The sequence below is a fragment of the Polyangium mundeleinium genome (assembly GCF_028369105.1).
GTDB lineage: Bacteria > Myxococcota_A > Polyangia > Polyangiales > Polyangiaceae > Polyangium > Polyangium mundeleinium.
Window position 1 is genome coordinate 4,735,645 of the sequence record NZ_JAQNDO010000001.1, and the last position, 14,764, is coordinate 4,750,408.

Annotated in this window: 13 protein-coding genes; 5 read left to right on the forward strand and 8 right to left on the reverse strand. The window is 69.9% G+C overall.

Features of this window, described 5'->3' with window-relative positions; translation table 11 throughout:
• Positions 1-172: 172 nt before the first annotated feature.
• On the reverse strand, positions 173-2,257 hold the full coding sequence (locus POL67_RS18840; protein WP_271918929.1) for an OmpA family protein: 2,085 nt from the start codon (positions 2,255-2,257) through the stop codon (positions 173-175).
• Positions 2,258-2,684: 427 nt separating this feature from the next.
• Between POL67_RS18840 and POL67_RS18845 the strand changes: the two genes are divergently transcribed.
• Together POL67_RS18845 and ileS are read left to right on the forward strand one after the other, a co-directional pair.
• Positions 2,685-2,972 (forward strand): tetratricopeptide repeat protein, encoded by a 288-nt coding sequence (locus POL67_RS18845; RefSeq protein ID WP_271918931.1) that lies wholly within the window; start codon positions 2,685-2,687, stop codon positions 2,970-2,972.
• Between the two features lie 73 nt (positions 2,973-3,045).
• The gene (gene ileS / locus POL67_RS18850; RefSeq protein WP_271918933.1) at positions 3,046-6,798 is read left to right on the forward strand and encodes an isoleucine--tRNA ligase; all 3,753 of its coding nucleotides are present in this window, start codon (positions 3,046-3,048) and stop codon (positions 6,796-6,798) included.
• A gap of 79 nt (positions 6,799-6,877) precedes the next feature.
• Here ileS and POL67_RS18855 read toward each other — a convergent pair whose 3' ends face one another.
• The 3 genes from POL67_RS18855 to POL67_RS18865 all read right to left on the reverse strand — a co-directional run bounded on the left by POL67_RS18855 (position 6,878) and on the right by POL67_RS18865 (position 8,819).
• Positions 6,878-7,072: a hypothetical protein gene (locus POL67_RS18855; protein WP_271918935.1), complete on the reverse strand. Its 195-nt coding sequence runs from the start codon at positions 7,070-7,072 to the stop codon at positions 6,878-6,880.
• 150 nt (positions 7,073-7,222) lie between these two features.
• Positions 7,223-7,945 (reverse strand): nucleotidyltransferase family protein, encoded by a 723-nt coding sequence (locus POL67_RS18860; protein ID WP_271918937.1) that lies wholly within the window; start codon positions 7,943-7,945, stop codon positions 7,223-7,225.
• Positions 7,946-7,973: 28 nt separating this feature from the next.
• Positions 7,974-8,819: a tetratricopeptide repeat protein gene (locus POL67_RS18865; protein WP_271918939.1), complete on the reverse strand. Its 846-nt coding sequence runs from the start codon at positions 8,817-8,819 to the stop codon at positions 7,974-7,976.
• Between POL67_RS18865 and POL67_RS18870 the strand changes: the two genes are divergently transcribed.
• Together POL67_RS18870 and POL67_RS18875 are read left to right on the forward strand one after the other, a co-directional pair.
• A complete protein-coding gene (locus tag POL67_RS18870) occupies positions 8,818-9,243 on the forward strand; it encodes a tellurite resistance TerB family protein (protein ID WP_136931301.1) in 426 nt (141 codons plus the stop codon). The two genes, POL67_RS18865 and POL67_RS18870, sit on opposite strands and share 2 nt — an antisense overlap.
• Before the next feature lie 74 nt (positions 9,244-9,317).
• The gene (locus POL67_RS18875) at positions 9,318-10,178 is read left to right on the forward strand and encodes a serine/threonine protein kinase (RefSeq protein ID WP_271918941.1); all 861 of its coding nucleotides are present in this window, start codon (positions 9,318-9,320) and stop codon (positions 10,176-10,178) included.
• Positions 10,179-10,305: 127 nt separating this feature from the next.
• On the opposite strand, the gene POL67_RS52840 is transcribed toward POL67_RS18875, so the two are convergent.
• Entirely contained in the window at positions 10,306-10,854 is a 549-nt protein-coding gene (locus POL67_RS52840; RefSeq protein ID WP_276075783.1) for an FKBP-type peptidyl-prolyl cis-trans isomerase, read from the reverse strand.
• A 138-nt stretch (positions 10,855-10,992) separates the two neighbouring features.
• On the opposite strand from POL67_RS52840, the gene POL67_RS18885 reads away from it, so the two are divergent.
• A complete protein-coding gene (locus tag POL67_RS18885) occupies positions 10,993-11,697 on the forward strand; it encodes an aldo-keto reductase family protein (protein ID WP_271918943.1) in 705 nt (234 codons plus the stop codon).
• Between the two features lie 4 nt (positions 11,698-11,701).
• Here the strand turns inward: POL67_RS18885 and POL67_RS18890 are convergent, their stop codons facing one another.
• Genes POL67_RS18890 through POL67_RS18900 form a run of 3 tightly spaced genes read right to left on the reverse strand, consistent with a single transcriptional unit; the run spans position 11,702 to position 14,654 of the window.
• On the reverse strand, positions 11,702-12,622 hold the full coding sequence (locus POL67_RS18890) for a hypothetical protein (protein WP_271918945.1): 921 nt from the start codon (positions 12,620-12,622) through the stop codon (positions 11,702-11,704).
• A gap of 56 nt (positions 12,623-12,678) precedes the next feature.
• Positions 12,679-13,287, reverse strand: coding sequence for a hypothetical protein (locus tag POL67_RS18895; RefSeq protein ID WP_271918947.1), 609 nt, complete (start codon positions 13,285-13,287; stop codon positions 12,679-12,681).
• Entirely contained in the window at positions 13,284-14,654 is a 1,371-nt protein-coding gene (locus POL67_RS18900) for a serine/threonine-protein kinase (protein WP_271918949.1), read from the reverse strand. Before POL67_RS18900 ends, POL67_RS18895 begins: the two co-directional genes overlap by 4 nt.
• Between the last annotated feature and the right edge of the window lie 110 nt (positions 14,655-14,764).

Here is a 14,764-nt window from a genome sequence, read left to right on the forward strand (position 1 = left end):
GACCGCCGTCTCGTGAGGTGGCGCGGCTTCCGAAGCCGGAGCGCCAAGCAGATCTCGGCCCACACCTCGCGGGAGCGAACCGAGGCCGTGAAGACGGGGTCGCGGAGGCCCTTGCGAGCCTCCGGACCGCGGGTGATACGGAGCGCCCGCTTTCGCGGACGCCCCGCTCGCGTCACTTCTTGGTGGGAGCCGGCGCAGCCTTCTTCGGGGCGGCAGGCGCGGGAGCCGCGCCCTTCGGGGCCGCAGGCGCGGGAGCAGCGCCCTTCGGCGCGGCAGGCGCGGGAGCCGCGCCCTTCGGGGCCGCAGGCGCGGCGCCCTTCGGAGCAGCACCCTTCGGCGCGGCGGGCGGCGGCGCGGGCGGCGCGACGTTCTCGTACTTCTTGATCGAGCCGTCCTTCATCTTCTTCTCGAGGATGACGAACTGCACGCGGCGGTTCGCCTGGCGGCCCTCTTCCGTCGCGTTGTCGGCCGCCGGACGATCCGGGCCGTAGCCCATCGTCGCGAGGCGATCCGCGCTCACGCCGCGCTTGGCGAGCGCGGCCTTCACCGCGTCAGCGCGCGCCTGCGAGAGCTTCGTGTTGAGCTGCTTCGAGCCGCGGCTGTCGGTGTGGCCCTGCACCTCGACCTTGATGAGCTCCGGATGCTCGTTGAGCACGGCCGCGACCTCGTCGAGCAGCGTATCGCTGACCTTGCGGATCGTCGCCTTGGCCGTGTCGAACTGCACCTGCTGCAGGATGATGACCTCGGTCTCGGTGACGCGAACCGCCTTCGGGCAGCCGTTCTGCTTCGGATCCGGATCGGGCTTGCCCTTCTCGTTCGGGCAGGCGTCCTTGTCGTCGCGGATCGTGTCGCCGTCGGTGTCGCCGGGGCAGCCGTTCGTCGCCGGATCGCTCGTCTTGATGCCGGGGATGTCCGGGCACGCGTCCTGCGCGTCGTAGACGCCGTCGTTGTCCTTGTCCGGCGGGCAGCCGTTCTTCTTCGGATCCGGATCGGCCACGCCGGGCACGTCGATGCAGGCGTCCTGCACGTCGAGGATGCCGTCCTTGTCCTTGTCGGGCGGGCAGCCGTTCTTCGCGGGATCCGGATCGGCCACGCCCTTCACATCCGGGCAGGCGTCCTTGTCGTCGTAGATGCCGTCGTCGTCGCTGTCCGGCGGGCAGCCGTTCTTCTTCGGATCCGCGTTCGCCACGCCCTTCAGGTCCGGGCAGGCGTCCTGCACGTCGAGGATCGTGTCGTCGTCGCGATCCGACGGGCAGCCGTTCTTCTTCGGGTCGGAGTGCTTGACGCCCTTCACGTCGACGCAGGCGTCCTCCTTGTCGACGATGCCGTCCTGGTCCGTGTCCTTCGCCGTCCACTTCGGCGTGTACGCGAGCGAGCCGACGACGCGGAAGTCCGGCGTACCGATGCCGGAGGCGAGGCCGGGGCCGGCGGCGACGCCTGCCTCGAAGTTGTCCGCGAAGCGGTACTTCGCGCCGACGAGCGCCTCGGCGTTGAGGCTCTGCCGCGTCGTCTCGCGCATCGAGGCGACGACGTTGAACTCGGGGCCGATCTGGAAGTTTCGCTCCTCGCCGAGCAGGAAGCCGATACCGCCGCCCGCCACGAACGTCGTGCCGAGCAGGACGTTGCCGAAGTAGTTCTGGTCGGGGCGAATCTCCGGGCCGATCGCGGCCGAGTACACGAACCGGTCGTGCTTGCCGCCGATGATCACCTGCGGGAGGCCGCGGACGCTGTTGTCCGTCACGAACGTGCCCGTGCCCGTGGGCACCCAGACGTAGCCGCCGATGGCGAGCTGGAAGAGGCTGTCGTAGTCGCCGAGCACGCGCAGGCGGAGGCCGAGGCGCAGGTCGCCGAAATCGGCGCCGCTCGGCGAGCTGATGCCGAGCGTGTTGGTGGGGTTCTCGCCGCTTTGGTAGAGCGCGACGGGGACGTCGACGTTGACGAGCAGCCGTTCGAAGAGCGCGAACGACCCGTTGAGGTGCAAATAGAGCTGGTTGCTCACGACCGAGCCGAGCGACTCGTCGTCGCTTCGGCGGCGCAGCACGAGGGGGTTGTGCGCGTAGTCGACGATGAGCGCGGCGTGCGGCGTGAGCTCCCCGTTCACGAAGGGCGACTGGACGCCGAAGAGCCGATCACCGGCCGCAGAGGGGTAGAACCGGTTGATGGCGAGATCGTCCGCACTTGCCGGCGCGGCGATGCCCGCGATCGACCCCAGCGCCGCCGCGCAGAGCAGCCACCTATATCCCTTGGAAGTTCGCATCGCGTGATTGACCTCTCGAATTTTCGTGTCGGAGTCCGCCAAAGGAAGGCTCGACGGAAGACGTCGCCCTGGAGTGACCCGAGGATGTCCACCGCGTCGCTCGTGTGTCTCGGCGGCAGCGGACACGGACCTACCTATACACGGACTGTGCCGGCGACGGACCACAAACGATCGGCCGAAATCACGTTCTTCGCTCGTTCCAGTGAGGATCGTCGTCCGCATCTTCGGGCCTCAACTGAGGTCTCGGGTCCTCGGATCCGGCCGCGCCACACCCCGCTGCGGCATGCGCCGTTACGCAACGATCCGAAACCAGACGTGTTTTCATTCGACGTCCTGGTGTTTGGCCCGACCACCTGCCGGGCGTCCTCGCCGCACGTGCTCTACACGGGATCGTTGACAGCGGAATCGGCCCGGCGACGATGCGTCTGTGTTTCTCCCGCTCCTTCGCGCGCCGGCCGCGGCTCTGGTCCTCGGTGCTCTCGCCACGGCCCCCTTTCAATGCGCGCGGGATCCCGACCCCGAGAAGGCCCTGGAAGAGCCTCCCGAGGACGCGCTGTATCAGCTCGCCGAGCAGTTCCGGGAGCGGGGCGACAAGGAGGCGCGCATCACCACGCTGCGCTTCCTCGCCACCCGTTACCCGTCGAGCCGCCACGCCGAACGCGCGCGTCAGGAGCTCGCCGAGCTCGGATCTCCCGTCCCTGCTCCCTCCCCCTGAATAGGCCTGGAAACATGGGAAGCGGGCGCGCTCGACGCCCTCCCCGGGCGAAACGTGCTAAGCGCTGCCGACCATGTCAGGCCGCGAATCTTCCCGGAAAAACCTCTTCAAGACCGTAAGGCCCGAGCTCGATTTCCCGAGGGACGAGGCCGAGATCCTCGCGTTCTGGAAGAGGGAGGGCATCTTCCAGAAGACGCTCTCGGCCGAGACGCGCGCCACGGGCCCTTCGAAGGGCACGTTCGTTTTCTACGAAGGTCCTCCCACGGCGAACGGCATGCCGCACAACGGCCACGTGCTCACGCGCGCCGTGAAGGACGTGTTCCCTCGGTACAAGACGATGCGCGGCTACGACGTGCCCCGCAAAGCGGGCTGGGACACGCACGGCCTGCCGGTCGAGGTCGAGGTCGAGAAAGAGCTCCGCATCCACGGCAAGGCGGACATCGAGAAGTACGGCGTCGAGCCCTTCGTGGCCCGCTGCATCGAGAGCGTGTTCCGCTACACGGACGCGTGGGAGAAGCTGACGGACAAGATCGGCTTCTGGGTCGACCTGCCCGACGCGTACGTCACGTACCACCGGAGCTACGTGGAGAGCGTCTGGTGGGCGCTCGCGAAGCTCTACGAGAAGGGCCTGCTCTACCAGGGCCACAAGGTCGTCTGGTGGTGGGCGCAGGGCGGGACGGCGCTCTCCAGCGCCGAGGTCGGTCAGGGCTACAAAACCGTCGACGATCCCAGCGTTTTTGTGGCGTTCCCGTTCGTCGACGACCCGTCCACGTCGCTCTGCGTCTGGACGACGACCCCGTGGACCTTGCCCTCGAACATGTACGCCGCGGTGCGCGCGGACTTCGACTATGTGGTCGTCGACGCGGGCGATCGGAAGCTCGTCGTGGCCGCGGGCCTGCGTGAGGCGCTCGCGAAGAAGCTCGGCAAGGACCTGCCAGTTCTTTCGACCACCAAGGGATCGGCGCTCGTCGGCAAGAAATACGTACCGCCGTTTGGCCTCTACGCGGCTGAAGCATCGGCGTACGAGGCCGTGCACGCGGTCGTCGCGGCGGATTTCGTCACGCTCGACGCGGGCACGGGCATCGTCCACGTCGCGCCCGCGTTCGGCGAGGACGACTACGGCGCCCACCGGCAGCTCCTCGCGGCGGGCAAGACGCCGAAGGATCCGTTCTGCGCCGTGAAGCCCGACGGCACGTTCGTCGACGAGATGGGCAAGTACGCGGGCCGCTGGGTGAAGGACGCCGACAAGGACCTGCAGAAGGACCTCGCGCAGGCGGGCAAGCTCGTGCACGCGGAGCAGTATCGCCACGAGTACCCGTTCTGCTGGCGCGCGGACGATGACCCGCTCATCCAGTACGCCCGTCCGGCCTGGTACATCCGCACGACCGCGCTGATCCACAAGGCGATCGAGAACAACCAGACGGTCAACTGGCTGCCCGAGCACATCAAGACGGGCCGGTTTGGCGACTTTTTGGCGAACAACGTCGACTGGGCGCTCTCGCGCGAGCGCTACTGGGGCACGCCGCTGCCGATCTGGGTGAACGACCAGACGGGCGCGATGGAGGCGATCGATTCGGTGAACACGCTGCGCGCGCGGCCTGGCAACAACGTCGCCGAGGTCGAGCGTGAGCTCGCGGGCGCGCACCCGAAGACGGCCGAGCACCTGCTCGTGCACAAGCCCTGGATCGACAAGATCACCTACCAGAAGCCCGGCGAGCCCGGCACGTACCGGCGCGTCTCCGAGGTCATCGACTGCTGGTTCGACTCGGGCGCGATGCCCTTCGCGCAGTGGGGATTTCCGCACGCGGCAGGGTCGAAGGAGAAGTTCGATCGCGCCTTCCCGGCCGACTTCATCAGCGAGGCGATCGATCAGACCCGCGGCTGGTTCTACTCGCTGCTCATGATCTCGACGCTCGTCTTCGACGAGGAGACGCAGAAGTCCCTCGGCCTCTCGCGCGTCCGCAGCTACCCGCACCCGTACCAGACCTGCGTGGTGCTCGGGCACGTCGGCGATCGCGAGGGCAAGAAGGAGAGCAAGTCGAAGGGCAACTACACGCCGCCCGAGGTCATCCTCGAGCGCGTCCGCATGGAGTTTGCCGTCTGCTCGGACGTGCAGGATCCGCTGAAGGATCAGCCCGTGCAGAAGGGGGTCGCCCGCATCGCCCGCGAGGACTACGAGGGCCTCGATCTCCAGGGCGACAGCGCCAAGGTCAAACTCTACCGCGCGGATCGACCGAACGAGGCGCTCGAGATCACGCTCCGGCCGACGTCGGGCATGGGCAAGTTCCCGCGCCGCGTCATCGTAATGCACACGTCGGACATCGAGGCCCTCGGCCTCGCGCCCGCGCCTGAGCCGCTCCGCGTCATGCCGAACGACGTGCCGCGCCTCGCCCAGAACCTCCGCGTCTTCGTCGAGGATCCTTCGACGCCCGCGCCCGGTGCCGACGCGTTCCGCTGGTTCTTCTACGCGTCCTCGCCCCCGTGGACGAACACGCGTCACTCGCTGACGAACGTGCGCGCGGTCCAGAAGGAGTACGCGATCAAGATCCGGAACGTGTGGTCGTTCTTCGCGATCTACGCGAACATCGACGCCTTCGATCCGGCCCGCGGAAACCCGGACGCCCGCGGTGTCTCGCCCGCGGATCTCGCGAAGAGCGAGGGCTACCGGCCGGCACGCGAGCGCAGCTTGCTCGATCGGTGGCTGCTCTCCGAGCTCGCCCTCACGACGCGCGAGGTCACGCAGCACCTCGACAACTACCGCCTGTACGAGGCGGCGCAGCGGCTCGTCGACTTCGTGGACGCGCTCTCGAACTGGTACGTCCGGCGGAGCCGCGCGCGCTTCTGGTCGCCCGCGGAGAACGTCTCGGCCGAGGCCCTCGCCGACAAGCGCGACGCGTACTTCACGTTGTACGAGGCGCTCGTGGTCATCGCGCACCTCACGGCCCCGTTCACGCCCTTCCTCGCCGAGGAGCTCTACCAGACCCTCGTCCGTGGCCCCTGGGCGAGCTCGCAACCCGAGAGCGTGCACCTCGCGAGTTACCCCGCGCCCGACCTCGCCGCGATCGACGAGAGCCTCGCCGCCGAGATGCGCGCCGTCCGCGAGCTCGTGAGCCTCGGCCTCCAGGTCCGCACGCTGAACAAGCTGAAGGTCCGCCAGCCCCTCGCGCGCGCCGACGTCATCGTCTCGAACCAGGCCATGCGCCGCGCGCTCGCGCAACACGAGGCGCTCATCGCCGAGGAGCTCAACGTCAAGGAAGTGCGCTTCCTCGAACCGGGGCAGGAGGGCGAGGCCGTTCGGTACGTGCTCAAACCGAACTTCCGCGCCCTCGGGCCGAAGCTCGGCAAGAAGGTGCAGCTCGCCAAGCAGGTCCTCGCCAAGGCCAATGCCGCCGAGCTACGCACCGAGCTCGTGACGCGCGGCGCGATCGAGCTCGACCTCGACGGCGAGAAGGTCTCGCTCGGGCCCGAGGAGATCGAGGTCGTCGTGGAGGCCGGCAAGGACTTCGCCGCGGCCGGCGGCAAGGCGGGCGTCGTCGTGATCCACACGGCGCTCACCGACGCACTGCGCGACGAGGGCCTCTCTCGCGAGATCCTCTCGCGCGTGCAGGGCCTGCGCAAGGACCTCTCCCTCGGCTTCACCGACCGCATCGCGCTCGCGGTCGAGGGCAGCGAGCGCGTCCTGCGCGTCACGCTCGCGGCCCAGGACGAGATCGCCCGCGAAGCGCTCGTCCGCTCGTTCGAGATCGGAGCCTCCACGTTCAGCGGCGAACGTCGCGAGCTCAACGTCGACGGCGAGGCGCTCGTCCTGACGATCGCGCGGGCCTGAACATCCCCGAAAAAAGCCCCACGAAGCGGGCCGCCGCGGCTCGCCTCGTGGGGCGTGGGGAGGTTCCCGACAAACTCTCTCAGCGGTTCTGGTTTCCTCGGCCGCCCTGCGGCTGGTTCCCGCCGGCCGCCTCTCCGCCCTGCTCGCCCTCGGCCTGCTTGCCCTCCTCGACGAGCTCGCGCACGCGCTGACCGCCCATCCGGCCGGCTTCCTCCACGGTCATCGAGCCTTTCTCCTCGGTGCCCTGGTTCCCCTGGTTCTTGTTCTGTGCCATGACGAACCCTCCTCCTGGGGGACGAGCACCGGGGAAAAACCCCGCCGGCCGCATCGCCGCTCCCTCCCATCACGTGGGGCCAAGCAGGTCCTCGTCGAGGGGGCCGCTGTAAATTTGGTTTGTCCGAGTACCTATGGCCGCGCCGGCTCGTCACGCCTTCGTTTCGGGCAAATAACGCGTGCGATTTCGCTCGAACTCGTCCTGCGCCTCGGCGAAGTCGTCGCTGCGCCCGATGTCGAGCCAGTGCCCGCGGAACGGGTGCGTCTGGATGGGCACGCGCGCCGCGAGCAGCGCGTGCATGAGCTGATCGAAGCCAAACGGCACGCCCTCGGGCACGAACCGGAGGAGCGTCTCGCGGCTCATCGCGTAGATGCCCATGCTCACCCAGAACGAGTACGTCGGTTTTTCCCGGAACCCGGTCACGGAGCCCTCGGGGTCGAGCTCGAGCACGCCGAGATCGATCTTCGTGGCGCGCTCGAACACGCAGACCGTGAGCGGCGCGTTCGCCTCGGCGCTCGTCCGCGCGAGCTTGGCGAAGTCGAGGTCGGAGAGGATGTCGCCGTTCATCACGAGGAACCGCTCCGGCAGCTCGTGCGCGATCGCGCGGAGCGGACCGATCGTACCGAGCGGCTGCTCCTCGCGCCGGTACGAGAGCTCGACGCCGTAACGGCTGCCGTCGCCGAGCACGGCCTCGATCAGCCCGGCCTGATGGCCCGTGCACAACGTCACGTCCCGCGTCCCGTAATGCGCGAGCTGGCGGAGGAGGATCTCCACGATGGTCTGCTCGCCGATCGGCATGAGCGGCTTCGGGATGAGCGCCGTGTACGGCTTGAGGCGGCTGCCCTTGCCCCCGGCGAGAACGATGGCCTTCATCGCCGGCGACCGTACCACGCGAGGGCGTTCACTGACGCGGAGGCGCGACCTCGCCCGAGGGATCGGCCGTGAGGCACCCCTCGTCGAGCCCGAGCTGGCAGGCCTTCGTGAAGAGCGCCGTCGCGCGGGCCGGATCCTTGCGCACGCCGTGGCCGCGATTGTAGAGCCGGCCGAGCTCGAGGCAGGCCTCGGCGTTGCCGCGCTCGCAGACGCGGGTGAAGAGCGTCGCCGCGAAGACCGGGTCGACGCCGACGACGCGCCCCTCCAGGTAGGCCTTGCCCGCGGAGAGGCAGCCGCGGTTCGCGCCCGCGTCGCAGGCCTTGCGGTAGAGCGTGACCTCCTCGGTCGGGTCGTCCTTCAGCGTGCCGTCGTGGTAGAGATCGCCGAGCTTGATGCAGCCGCGCGCGCTGCCGCTCGTGCAGGCGCCGCGGAAGAGGTCGACGGCCCGCGTCGGGTCCGTGCGCACGACATCGCCGCGCAGGTACATCGCGCCGAGCGTGACGCAGTCCTCGACGACCGCGTCGTTGCAGCCGTTCGTGCAGCCCACGAGATCGTCCTCGGCGCATGGCAGGCGCAGCTTGGGCGGCTCGGGCGCGGGCGCGACGGGCGCGGCCGCGGGCTGCATCTCACCCATGTCCTCGGCCGCGAGATCCTCGCTCGGCGGGGCCTTCGGCGCGGGCGCAGGGCCGCAGGCGGCGAGCGCGAGCGTCCCGAGCGTCCAGAAGGCGGCGCCGTGGTGGAATGGGCGCATCCATGAAGGATGACACACGGCCCGCCCTCGCCGGTGTTTTTCCTCGTTCCGGACGTCCGGGGCGATCGGGGGCCTTTTCAGCGGTCTTTTGGCCTCGGCGAGGACGGTGTAGGAAAGGGGCATGGCGCCCATCTCCCTGCGATCCTCGCACACGCTCGACGAACCGAAGCTCGAGGCCCTCGTCGAGCTCATGTACCTCGCCGCGTACGCGGACGGCGTGTTCGGCGCGGAGGAGAAGCGCCACTTCGCGCGGAGCGTGCAGTCGCTGACGGACCGCAAGGTGCTGCCGGATCAACTGGAGCAGCTCATCACGCGGCTCGACGCGGCGCGGAAGGCCTCGGGCACGGCGGCGCTGCTCGAGGGCGCGCGCCAGACGCTCGGCAGCCCCGGGGCGTGCCGCGCGGCCTTGAGCCTGGCGATCGGCGTGATCACGGCCGACGGCGCGATCTCGAACGCCGAGCGTGCCATGATCCACGAGATCGGCACGGCGCTCGGGCTCGACCGTGAGGGGATCGAGGAGATGGTGCGCGAAGCGGAGGGCGGATGACGCCCCGCGCCGCCCTGGGCGTCCATGGTGCAGAGAAGACCCGCGCGGCCTGAATCTTGTTAAATTGAAGTCGCGTGAACTGGTCGAATCAAACCGGCTCGCATCAGATCCCGTTTCCGGTCCCGGGGACGACGCTCACGTCCACGCGCGGCACCTACGTTGTCGGCGCGCTCATCGGCGACGGCCAGTACGGATCGGTCTACGAGTGCATCGGGCCGTTCGATCAACGGTATGCGCTCAAAATGTTGCGCCCCGCGAACAAGTCCTACCAGGCGGTGAAGGACGAGTGGGCGCAGGAGCTCCGGCGGCTCGAGCAGTTCCGCCATCCGAACATCGTCTACATCCACGACGCGTTCGAAAATAACTACCTCTTCTACCTCGCGCTCGAGCGGTGCGACACGAGCCTGCGCGCGCTCATCGGGCGGCCGTTCTCGGACCTCTTGCTCGTCGAGCTCTGCCGCCAGCTCCTCATGACGCTGCAGTACCTGCACGACAGCGGCGTCGTGCACTCCGATCTCCACGCGGGCAACGTGCTCATCTCGCAGCTCGATCGATCCCCGATCGTCAAGCTGACCGACTTCGGCGTCGCCCATCAGCTCCAGGGCAGCACGCGCTGGTTCCGCCCGCAGGTGGCGAACCCCAAGATCCTGACGCCCGAACTCGTCACCGCCGGATACACGACGACGCAGAGCGACCTCTACCAGTTCGGGCTGCTCATGTACCAGATGCACACGGGCCAGCCCGCGATCGACGTGGACGTCGCGTATCCGGAGATCACGCGGCAGATCTCCGAGGGCGCGCCGCGCAAGAAGGCCGAGGGCCTCGGCACGCCCGTCGGCAACGTGATCGCCAAGCTGCTCCGGCGTCGCGACGCCTACCGCTACCAGTCCGCGCGCGAAGTCTGGGAAGACCTGCGCCAAGTCGCCTGGCGCTGAGCAGGCTGCCGATAAACTTGCGGAGCGCCCTGGATCGTCGGTCGTCGTCCTCGGAATACGGGTGTATTCCTGCGTCCTCCTCCCTAGCTCCAGGGCGCTCGCTGCGTTTCTCGGCAGCCTGCTGGGATCACTTTTTCGGCGCGTCCTTCTTTGGCGCGTCCTTGCCGCCTTCGCTCTTGCCGTCGGCGGGTTTGCCGCTCGGGGAGGTGACCTCGAGCAGCTCGACCTCGAAGACGAGTGTCGCCTTGCCCGGGATCTTCGGCGGGCTCCCGTCGTCGCCGTAGCCGAGCTTCGAGGGGATCGTGAGCTTGCGTTTGCCGCCGACCTTCATGCCGGCGACGCCCTCGTCCCAGCCCTTGATGACCTCGCCTTTGCCGAGCTGGAACTCGAGCGGTTCCTTGCCGACGGAGCTGTCGAACATGAAGTTCGTCTTGAGCAACCGGCCCGTGTAGTGGACCTTGACCTTGTCGCCTTCGCGGGCCTCGGGGCCCGTGCCGACGGTGATGTCTTCTTTGATGAGGTCCGCGGGCTCCGGTTTCTCCGGCTCGCGCGGCGCTGCGGCGCGAGGTTCCGCGGTCGGCTCGGGGACCTTGTTCTCACAAGCGACGGTGGCGACCGCGGTGGCGACGCCGAGGGCGACGACCGCGAGCGAACCCAAACGACGGATGGCCATCATGGGCCCCTCCTATTCGACGAATGCCGCTCGATCAAGCGCCCCGCGCCGAGACCCCGCCGAGCGCGCTTTGGGTCGTGGTACGTTCCGGCGAACGCGGCCGGCGCGCGGACGGCGCTCGGCCGCTCGGCGATGGCAGGCATGACGACCGCGCTTCCGCAGACGCCGTTCGGCTCGACGGGGCTCCGGGTCTCGCCGCTCGGGCTCGTGGGCTCGGGCGGCATCGACGCGGACGCGGTCGAGCGCGCCTTTCACGAGCTCGGGGTCAACTACTTCTTCGCCTCGCCGCTGTGGCCCGCGCTCTCGGCCGGCGTGCTCCGGCTCGTGCGCGCAGGGCACCGCGATCGGATGGTGATCGCGTGCGGCGCGTACGTGCCGATCGGCGCGCTCGTGGCGCGGGAGTGGGCGCTCGTGACGCGAGGGATGGGCGTCGGGCACGTGGACGTGTTCCACCTTCTCGGGGTGCGGGCGCGGCTCTGGGCGGCCGGGGAGACGTGGCCCGCGATGCGGAAGCTCCGGGCCGAGGGCAAGGCGCGGGCGCTCGGGATCGCCTGCGACGACGGCGCGCTCGCGGCGTCCCTCTGCGACGAGCTCGCGCCGGACGTGCTCACGCTCCGCTACGAGGCGTCGCGCCGCGCGGTCGAGTCCGAGCTTTTCGCGACGCTCGCGGGCAAGCGTCCGGGCGTCGTGGCGTCGCCGCCCGCGCAGAGGGACGCGGGCGGCGCGCACGTGCGGTTCGCGCTCAGCCACCCGGTGGTGGACGTGGCGCTCTGCGCGCCACGCACGTTCGAGGAGATCGTGGAGGCGGCGGCGAGCGCGCTGCTCGGACCGCTGCCGGCACCGTAGGACCTCAAAACGGTTTGGGAATGCTCTTCTTCGTCGTGCCCGTGGGCCGCGTCGGAGGCGTGGACGTGCCGGGCAGGCTGACCGTCGGGCGCGTGGGCGGGCTCGTCGACGTGGTGGTCGTCGTCGGCTTGGGCGTCGTACCGGTCGCAGTCGTGGTCGGGATCTGCGTCGGCGGCTTCGTCGTGCTGGTCGACGTCGCGGTCGTCGTGGGCTTGGGCGTCGTCGTCGTGGACGGGGTGTGCACCGGCTCGTTCGTTGGGACGGGTGCTTCGGCCGTGGCCTCGGGCGGCGGCGTGTCTCCCGTGGCAGGGGGATCGGAGGCCACGGTCACGGCGCTCGGCGTGGGGACGGGCGCGAGTGGGGCGTCCTCGTCGCTGCTGCTGGGGCTGCTGCCCAAGACGAAATAGGCGCCGATCGTGAGGCTGCCGATGACGAACGCCGCGCCGAGCCCGATCGCGACGAGCGGCGGGCCGCTGCTGCCCGACGAGACGGCTCGCACCGGCGGCGGGGGCATGCCGTACGCGGGCGGCCCTCCCATGCCTGGGCCGGGCGCGCCGTAGGGAGCCGGTCCGGGAGCGGGGGCGCCGTACGGGGCCGGCGCGCCGTAGGGAGCCGGTCCGGGAGCGGGGGCGCCGTACGGATTTGCAGCGGGCGGCGCGCCGTAGGGCGGAGCGCCCGGCTGGGTGCCCGATCCCCCGCCGAAGGCGGCGCCTGCGGGAGGCGCGGCGGCCGGGTAGGCGGGGCCCGGCACGGGGGCGGCGTCGACCATCGTGGCAGGCACGGCCGCGCCTGCGAGGGGCGCGGGGGCGGGGTAGACGGGGGCCGGCGCGACGCCCGGGCCTTCGGGGCCGAACAAGGGCTCACCGACGATCGTTTTTCCGGGACCGTAGGGCCCGCCCGGCGGACCACCTTGCTGCTCGCTCATCTCGCCGACGTTCTCCTGGGCCTACGCGCTGCGCGCTGCGCTCGGGGACGAATTCATTAGTTTTGCCCCGGGATCGGGATCCGGATGCGGGGCCGACCGCTCCCGCTCGTCGAGGGCCGCGGCGTGGGCGTGGTCGTCGGCGTGGTCGTGGGGGCCGGCGTGGTGTTCGTCGGCTGCGTCGTCGGCTGCTGGCCCGGCATGGGGAAGGGGAGCGGGATCTGCGTGCTTCCCCAGGGGATCGGGATGCCGTTCGAGCCAAACGGGTTCGGAATGCCCGTCGGCGCGGTGCTCCCCGAGGCCGAGGGCTGCGGGGACGTCGTGGTGCCCGTGCCGGTCGTCGGGGGCTTGGTCCCGCCGACCGTGGTCGTCGTCTTCGGCACGGTGGTCTGCGGGAGCTGCTGCGTCGGCGTCGTGTTCACCGTGCCCGTCGTCTGGACCGGCTGCGATCCAGGATCCGAGGCGACGACCGTGGTGGTGGGCGGCGGCTGCAGCGCGACGGGGTCGTTCCCCTTCTCCTCTGTGCTCGTGAGTTTTTGCCCGAGGTACACGCCGCCGACGACCACGCCGGTCACGGCGGCCGCGAGCAGGAGCATCAGCACGACCGACGATCCGCCGCTGCGCTTCTGCTGGGTTTGATGCGTGCGCGGCGCCCCGATCGGGTTCATCGGGGTGGTGGGCCCGTAGCCGGGCGGCGCGGAGTACCCGTTTGCGGGCGGATATCCCGGCGCCCCGCCGTAGTTCGTCTGCACGGGCCCGTAGCCGCCGGACGGGAGGGCTTGCCCGATCGCGGTGCCGCCGGGCCGCGGCGACATGTCGTACGCTCCGGGCGGGGCCGTATGCGAGGCGAGAGGCGCGGCGGGGGCCGTGGCGTCGTACCGCGGGCTCGGCGCGAGGCCCTCGGCCAGGGGCTCGCCGATCGACGTGTGGGGCCCCCGGTGCGGCGCGTCGAACCCGCCGAGCGGCGTCGCGCCGACCTGGGGAGGCGGGATCGAGGGCTCACTGACCCCGGGCGGCGGTTTGTCGTCGGTGGGGGCAGCGTCTTCGGGATGGGCGAGCTGCCGGCCCCGCCGGGCGTCACGGCGGCCGCGGGCGAGACCGCGGGCTTCGGCGTGACGGAGCCGGGCATGGGTGTGGCGACCGCTGCGCCGGCCGCGCCGCTGCGCGTGCCGATGGCGAACGGATCGAGGGCGCTCCGGAACTCGGCGACGGAGTTGTATCGATCGGGCGGCTTGGGCCCCATCGCGCGGTGCACGACGCTCGCGAGCTCGGGCGGCACGTGGGGCGCGAGGTCCGTGAGCTGCGCGATTTGCCCTGTCAGGTAGGCCGAGGCGATCTGGTGTGGCTCGTCGCCGCCGACGGGCCTTCGACCGGCGAGCATCTCGAAGATCATCACGCCGAGCGAGAAGATGTCGGCGCGCGCGTCGACCGCATCGGCGGAGTAGGCCTGCTCGGGGGCCATGTACTCGGGTGTCCCCATGATCACGCCGGGCCGCGTGAGGCCGCGATCGAGCTCGCCCGTGACCTTGAGCTTGGCGATGCCGAAGTCGAGGAGCTTCAGGAGCGGTTCGCCCTTGGATCCGCGGGTGAGCATGACGTTGTCGGGCTTGAGGTCCCGGTGCACGACACCCGCGCGATGGGCGGCCTCGACGCCGTCGAGCATCTGGCTCGCGTACTCGAGCGCGTCGGCGTACGAGAGCCTCTGGCCTGCGTGGTAGAGCTCCTCGTAGAGCGTCTGGAGGGTCTTGCCCTCCAGGTACTCCATCACGATGAAGGCCTGCCCCGCCGCGTTCTGGTCGACGTCGCTGACCCGCACCACATGGGGGCTCTGGATCTGCGCCGACACGCGCGCTTCCTGGAGGAAGCGCTGCACGAGGCCTTGGCGTCGTGAGAGCTCGGGGTGGAGGAACTTGAGCGCCACGGTGGTGCCGAGCACCTCGTGACGAGCCTCGTACACGCTACCCATCCCGCCATCGCCGATGACGCGGACGAGCCGGTACTTGTTGTTGATGACCTGGCCGACCTGAGGGCGCATGGGGACCTGTGCGGCGCTACTTTGGACGCGGGAGAGTGTCACAGCCCTATGGACGAACGACAAAGAATTTCGTCCTGTCGAACGCGCGGCGTGATCCTGCGGTCCCCGCG

Bases quoted from the DNA above. Each gene is read 5' to 3' on its own strand.
- ileS (WP_271918933.1), top strand. From the start codon at position 3,046: ATGTCAGGCCGCGAATCTTCCCGGAAAAACCTCTTCAAGACCGTAAGG.
- POL67_RS18890 (WP_271918945.1), bottom strand. From the start codon at position 12,622: ATGAGCGAGCAGCAAGGTGGTCCGCCGGGCGGGCCCTACGGTCCCGGA.
- POL67_RS18895 (WP_271918947.1), bottom strand. From the start codon at position 13,287: ATGAACCCGATCGGGGCGCCGCGCACGCATCAAACCCAGCAGAAGCGC.
- POL67_RS18840 (WP_271918929.1), bottom strand. From the start codon at position 2,257: ATGCGAACTTCCAAGGGATATAGGTGGCTGCTCTGCGCGGCGGCGCTG.
- POL67_RS18855 (WP_271918935.1), bottom strand. From the start codon at position 7,072: ATGGCACAGAACAAGAACCAGGGGAACCAGGGCACCGAGGAGAAAGGC.
- POL67_RS18885 (WP_271918943.1), top strand. From the start codon at position 10,993: ATGACGACCGCGCTTCCGCAGACGCCGTTCGGCTCGACGGGGCTCCGG.
- POL67_RS18860 (WP_271918937.1), bottom strand. From the start codon at position 7,945: ATGAAGGCCATCGTTCTCGCCGGGGGCAAGGGCAGCCGCCTCAAGCCG.
- POL67_RS18865 (WP_271918939.1), bottom strand. From the start codon at position 8,819: ATGCCCCTTTCCTACACCGTCCTCGCCGAGGCCAAAAGACCGCTGAAA.
- POL67_RS52840 (WP_276075783.1), bottom strand. From the start codon at position 10,854: ATGATGGCCATCCGTCGTTTGGGTTCGCTCGCGGTCGTCGCCCTCGGC.
- POL67_RS18870 (WP_136931301.1), top strand. From the start codon at position 8,818: ATGGCGCCCATCTCCCTGCGATCCTCGCACACGCTCGACGAACCGAAG.
- POL67_RS18900 (WP_271918949.1), bottom strand. From the start codon at position 14,654: ATGCGCCCTCAGGTCGGCCAGGTCATCAACAACAAGTACCGGCTCGTC.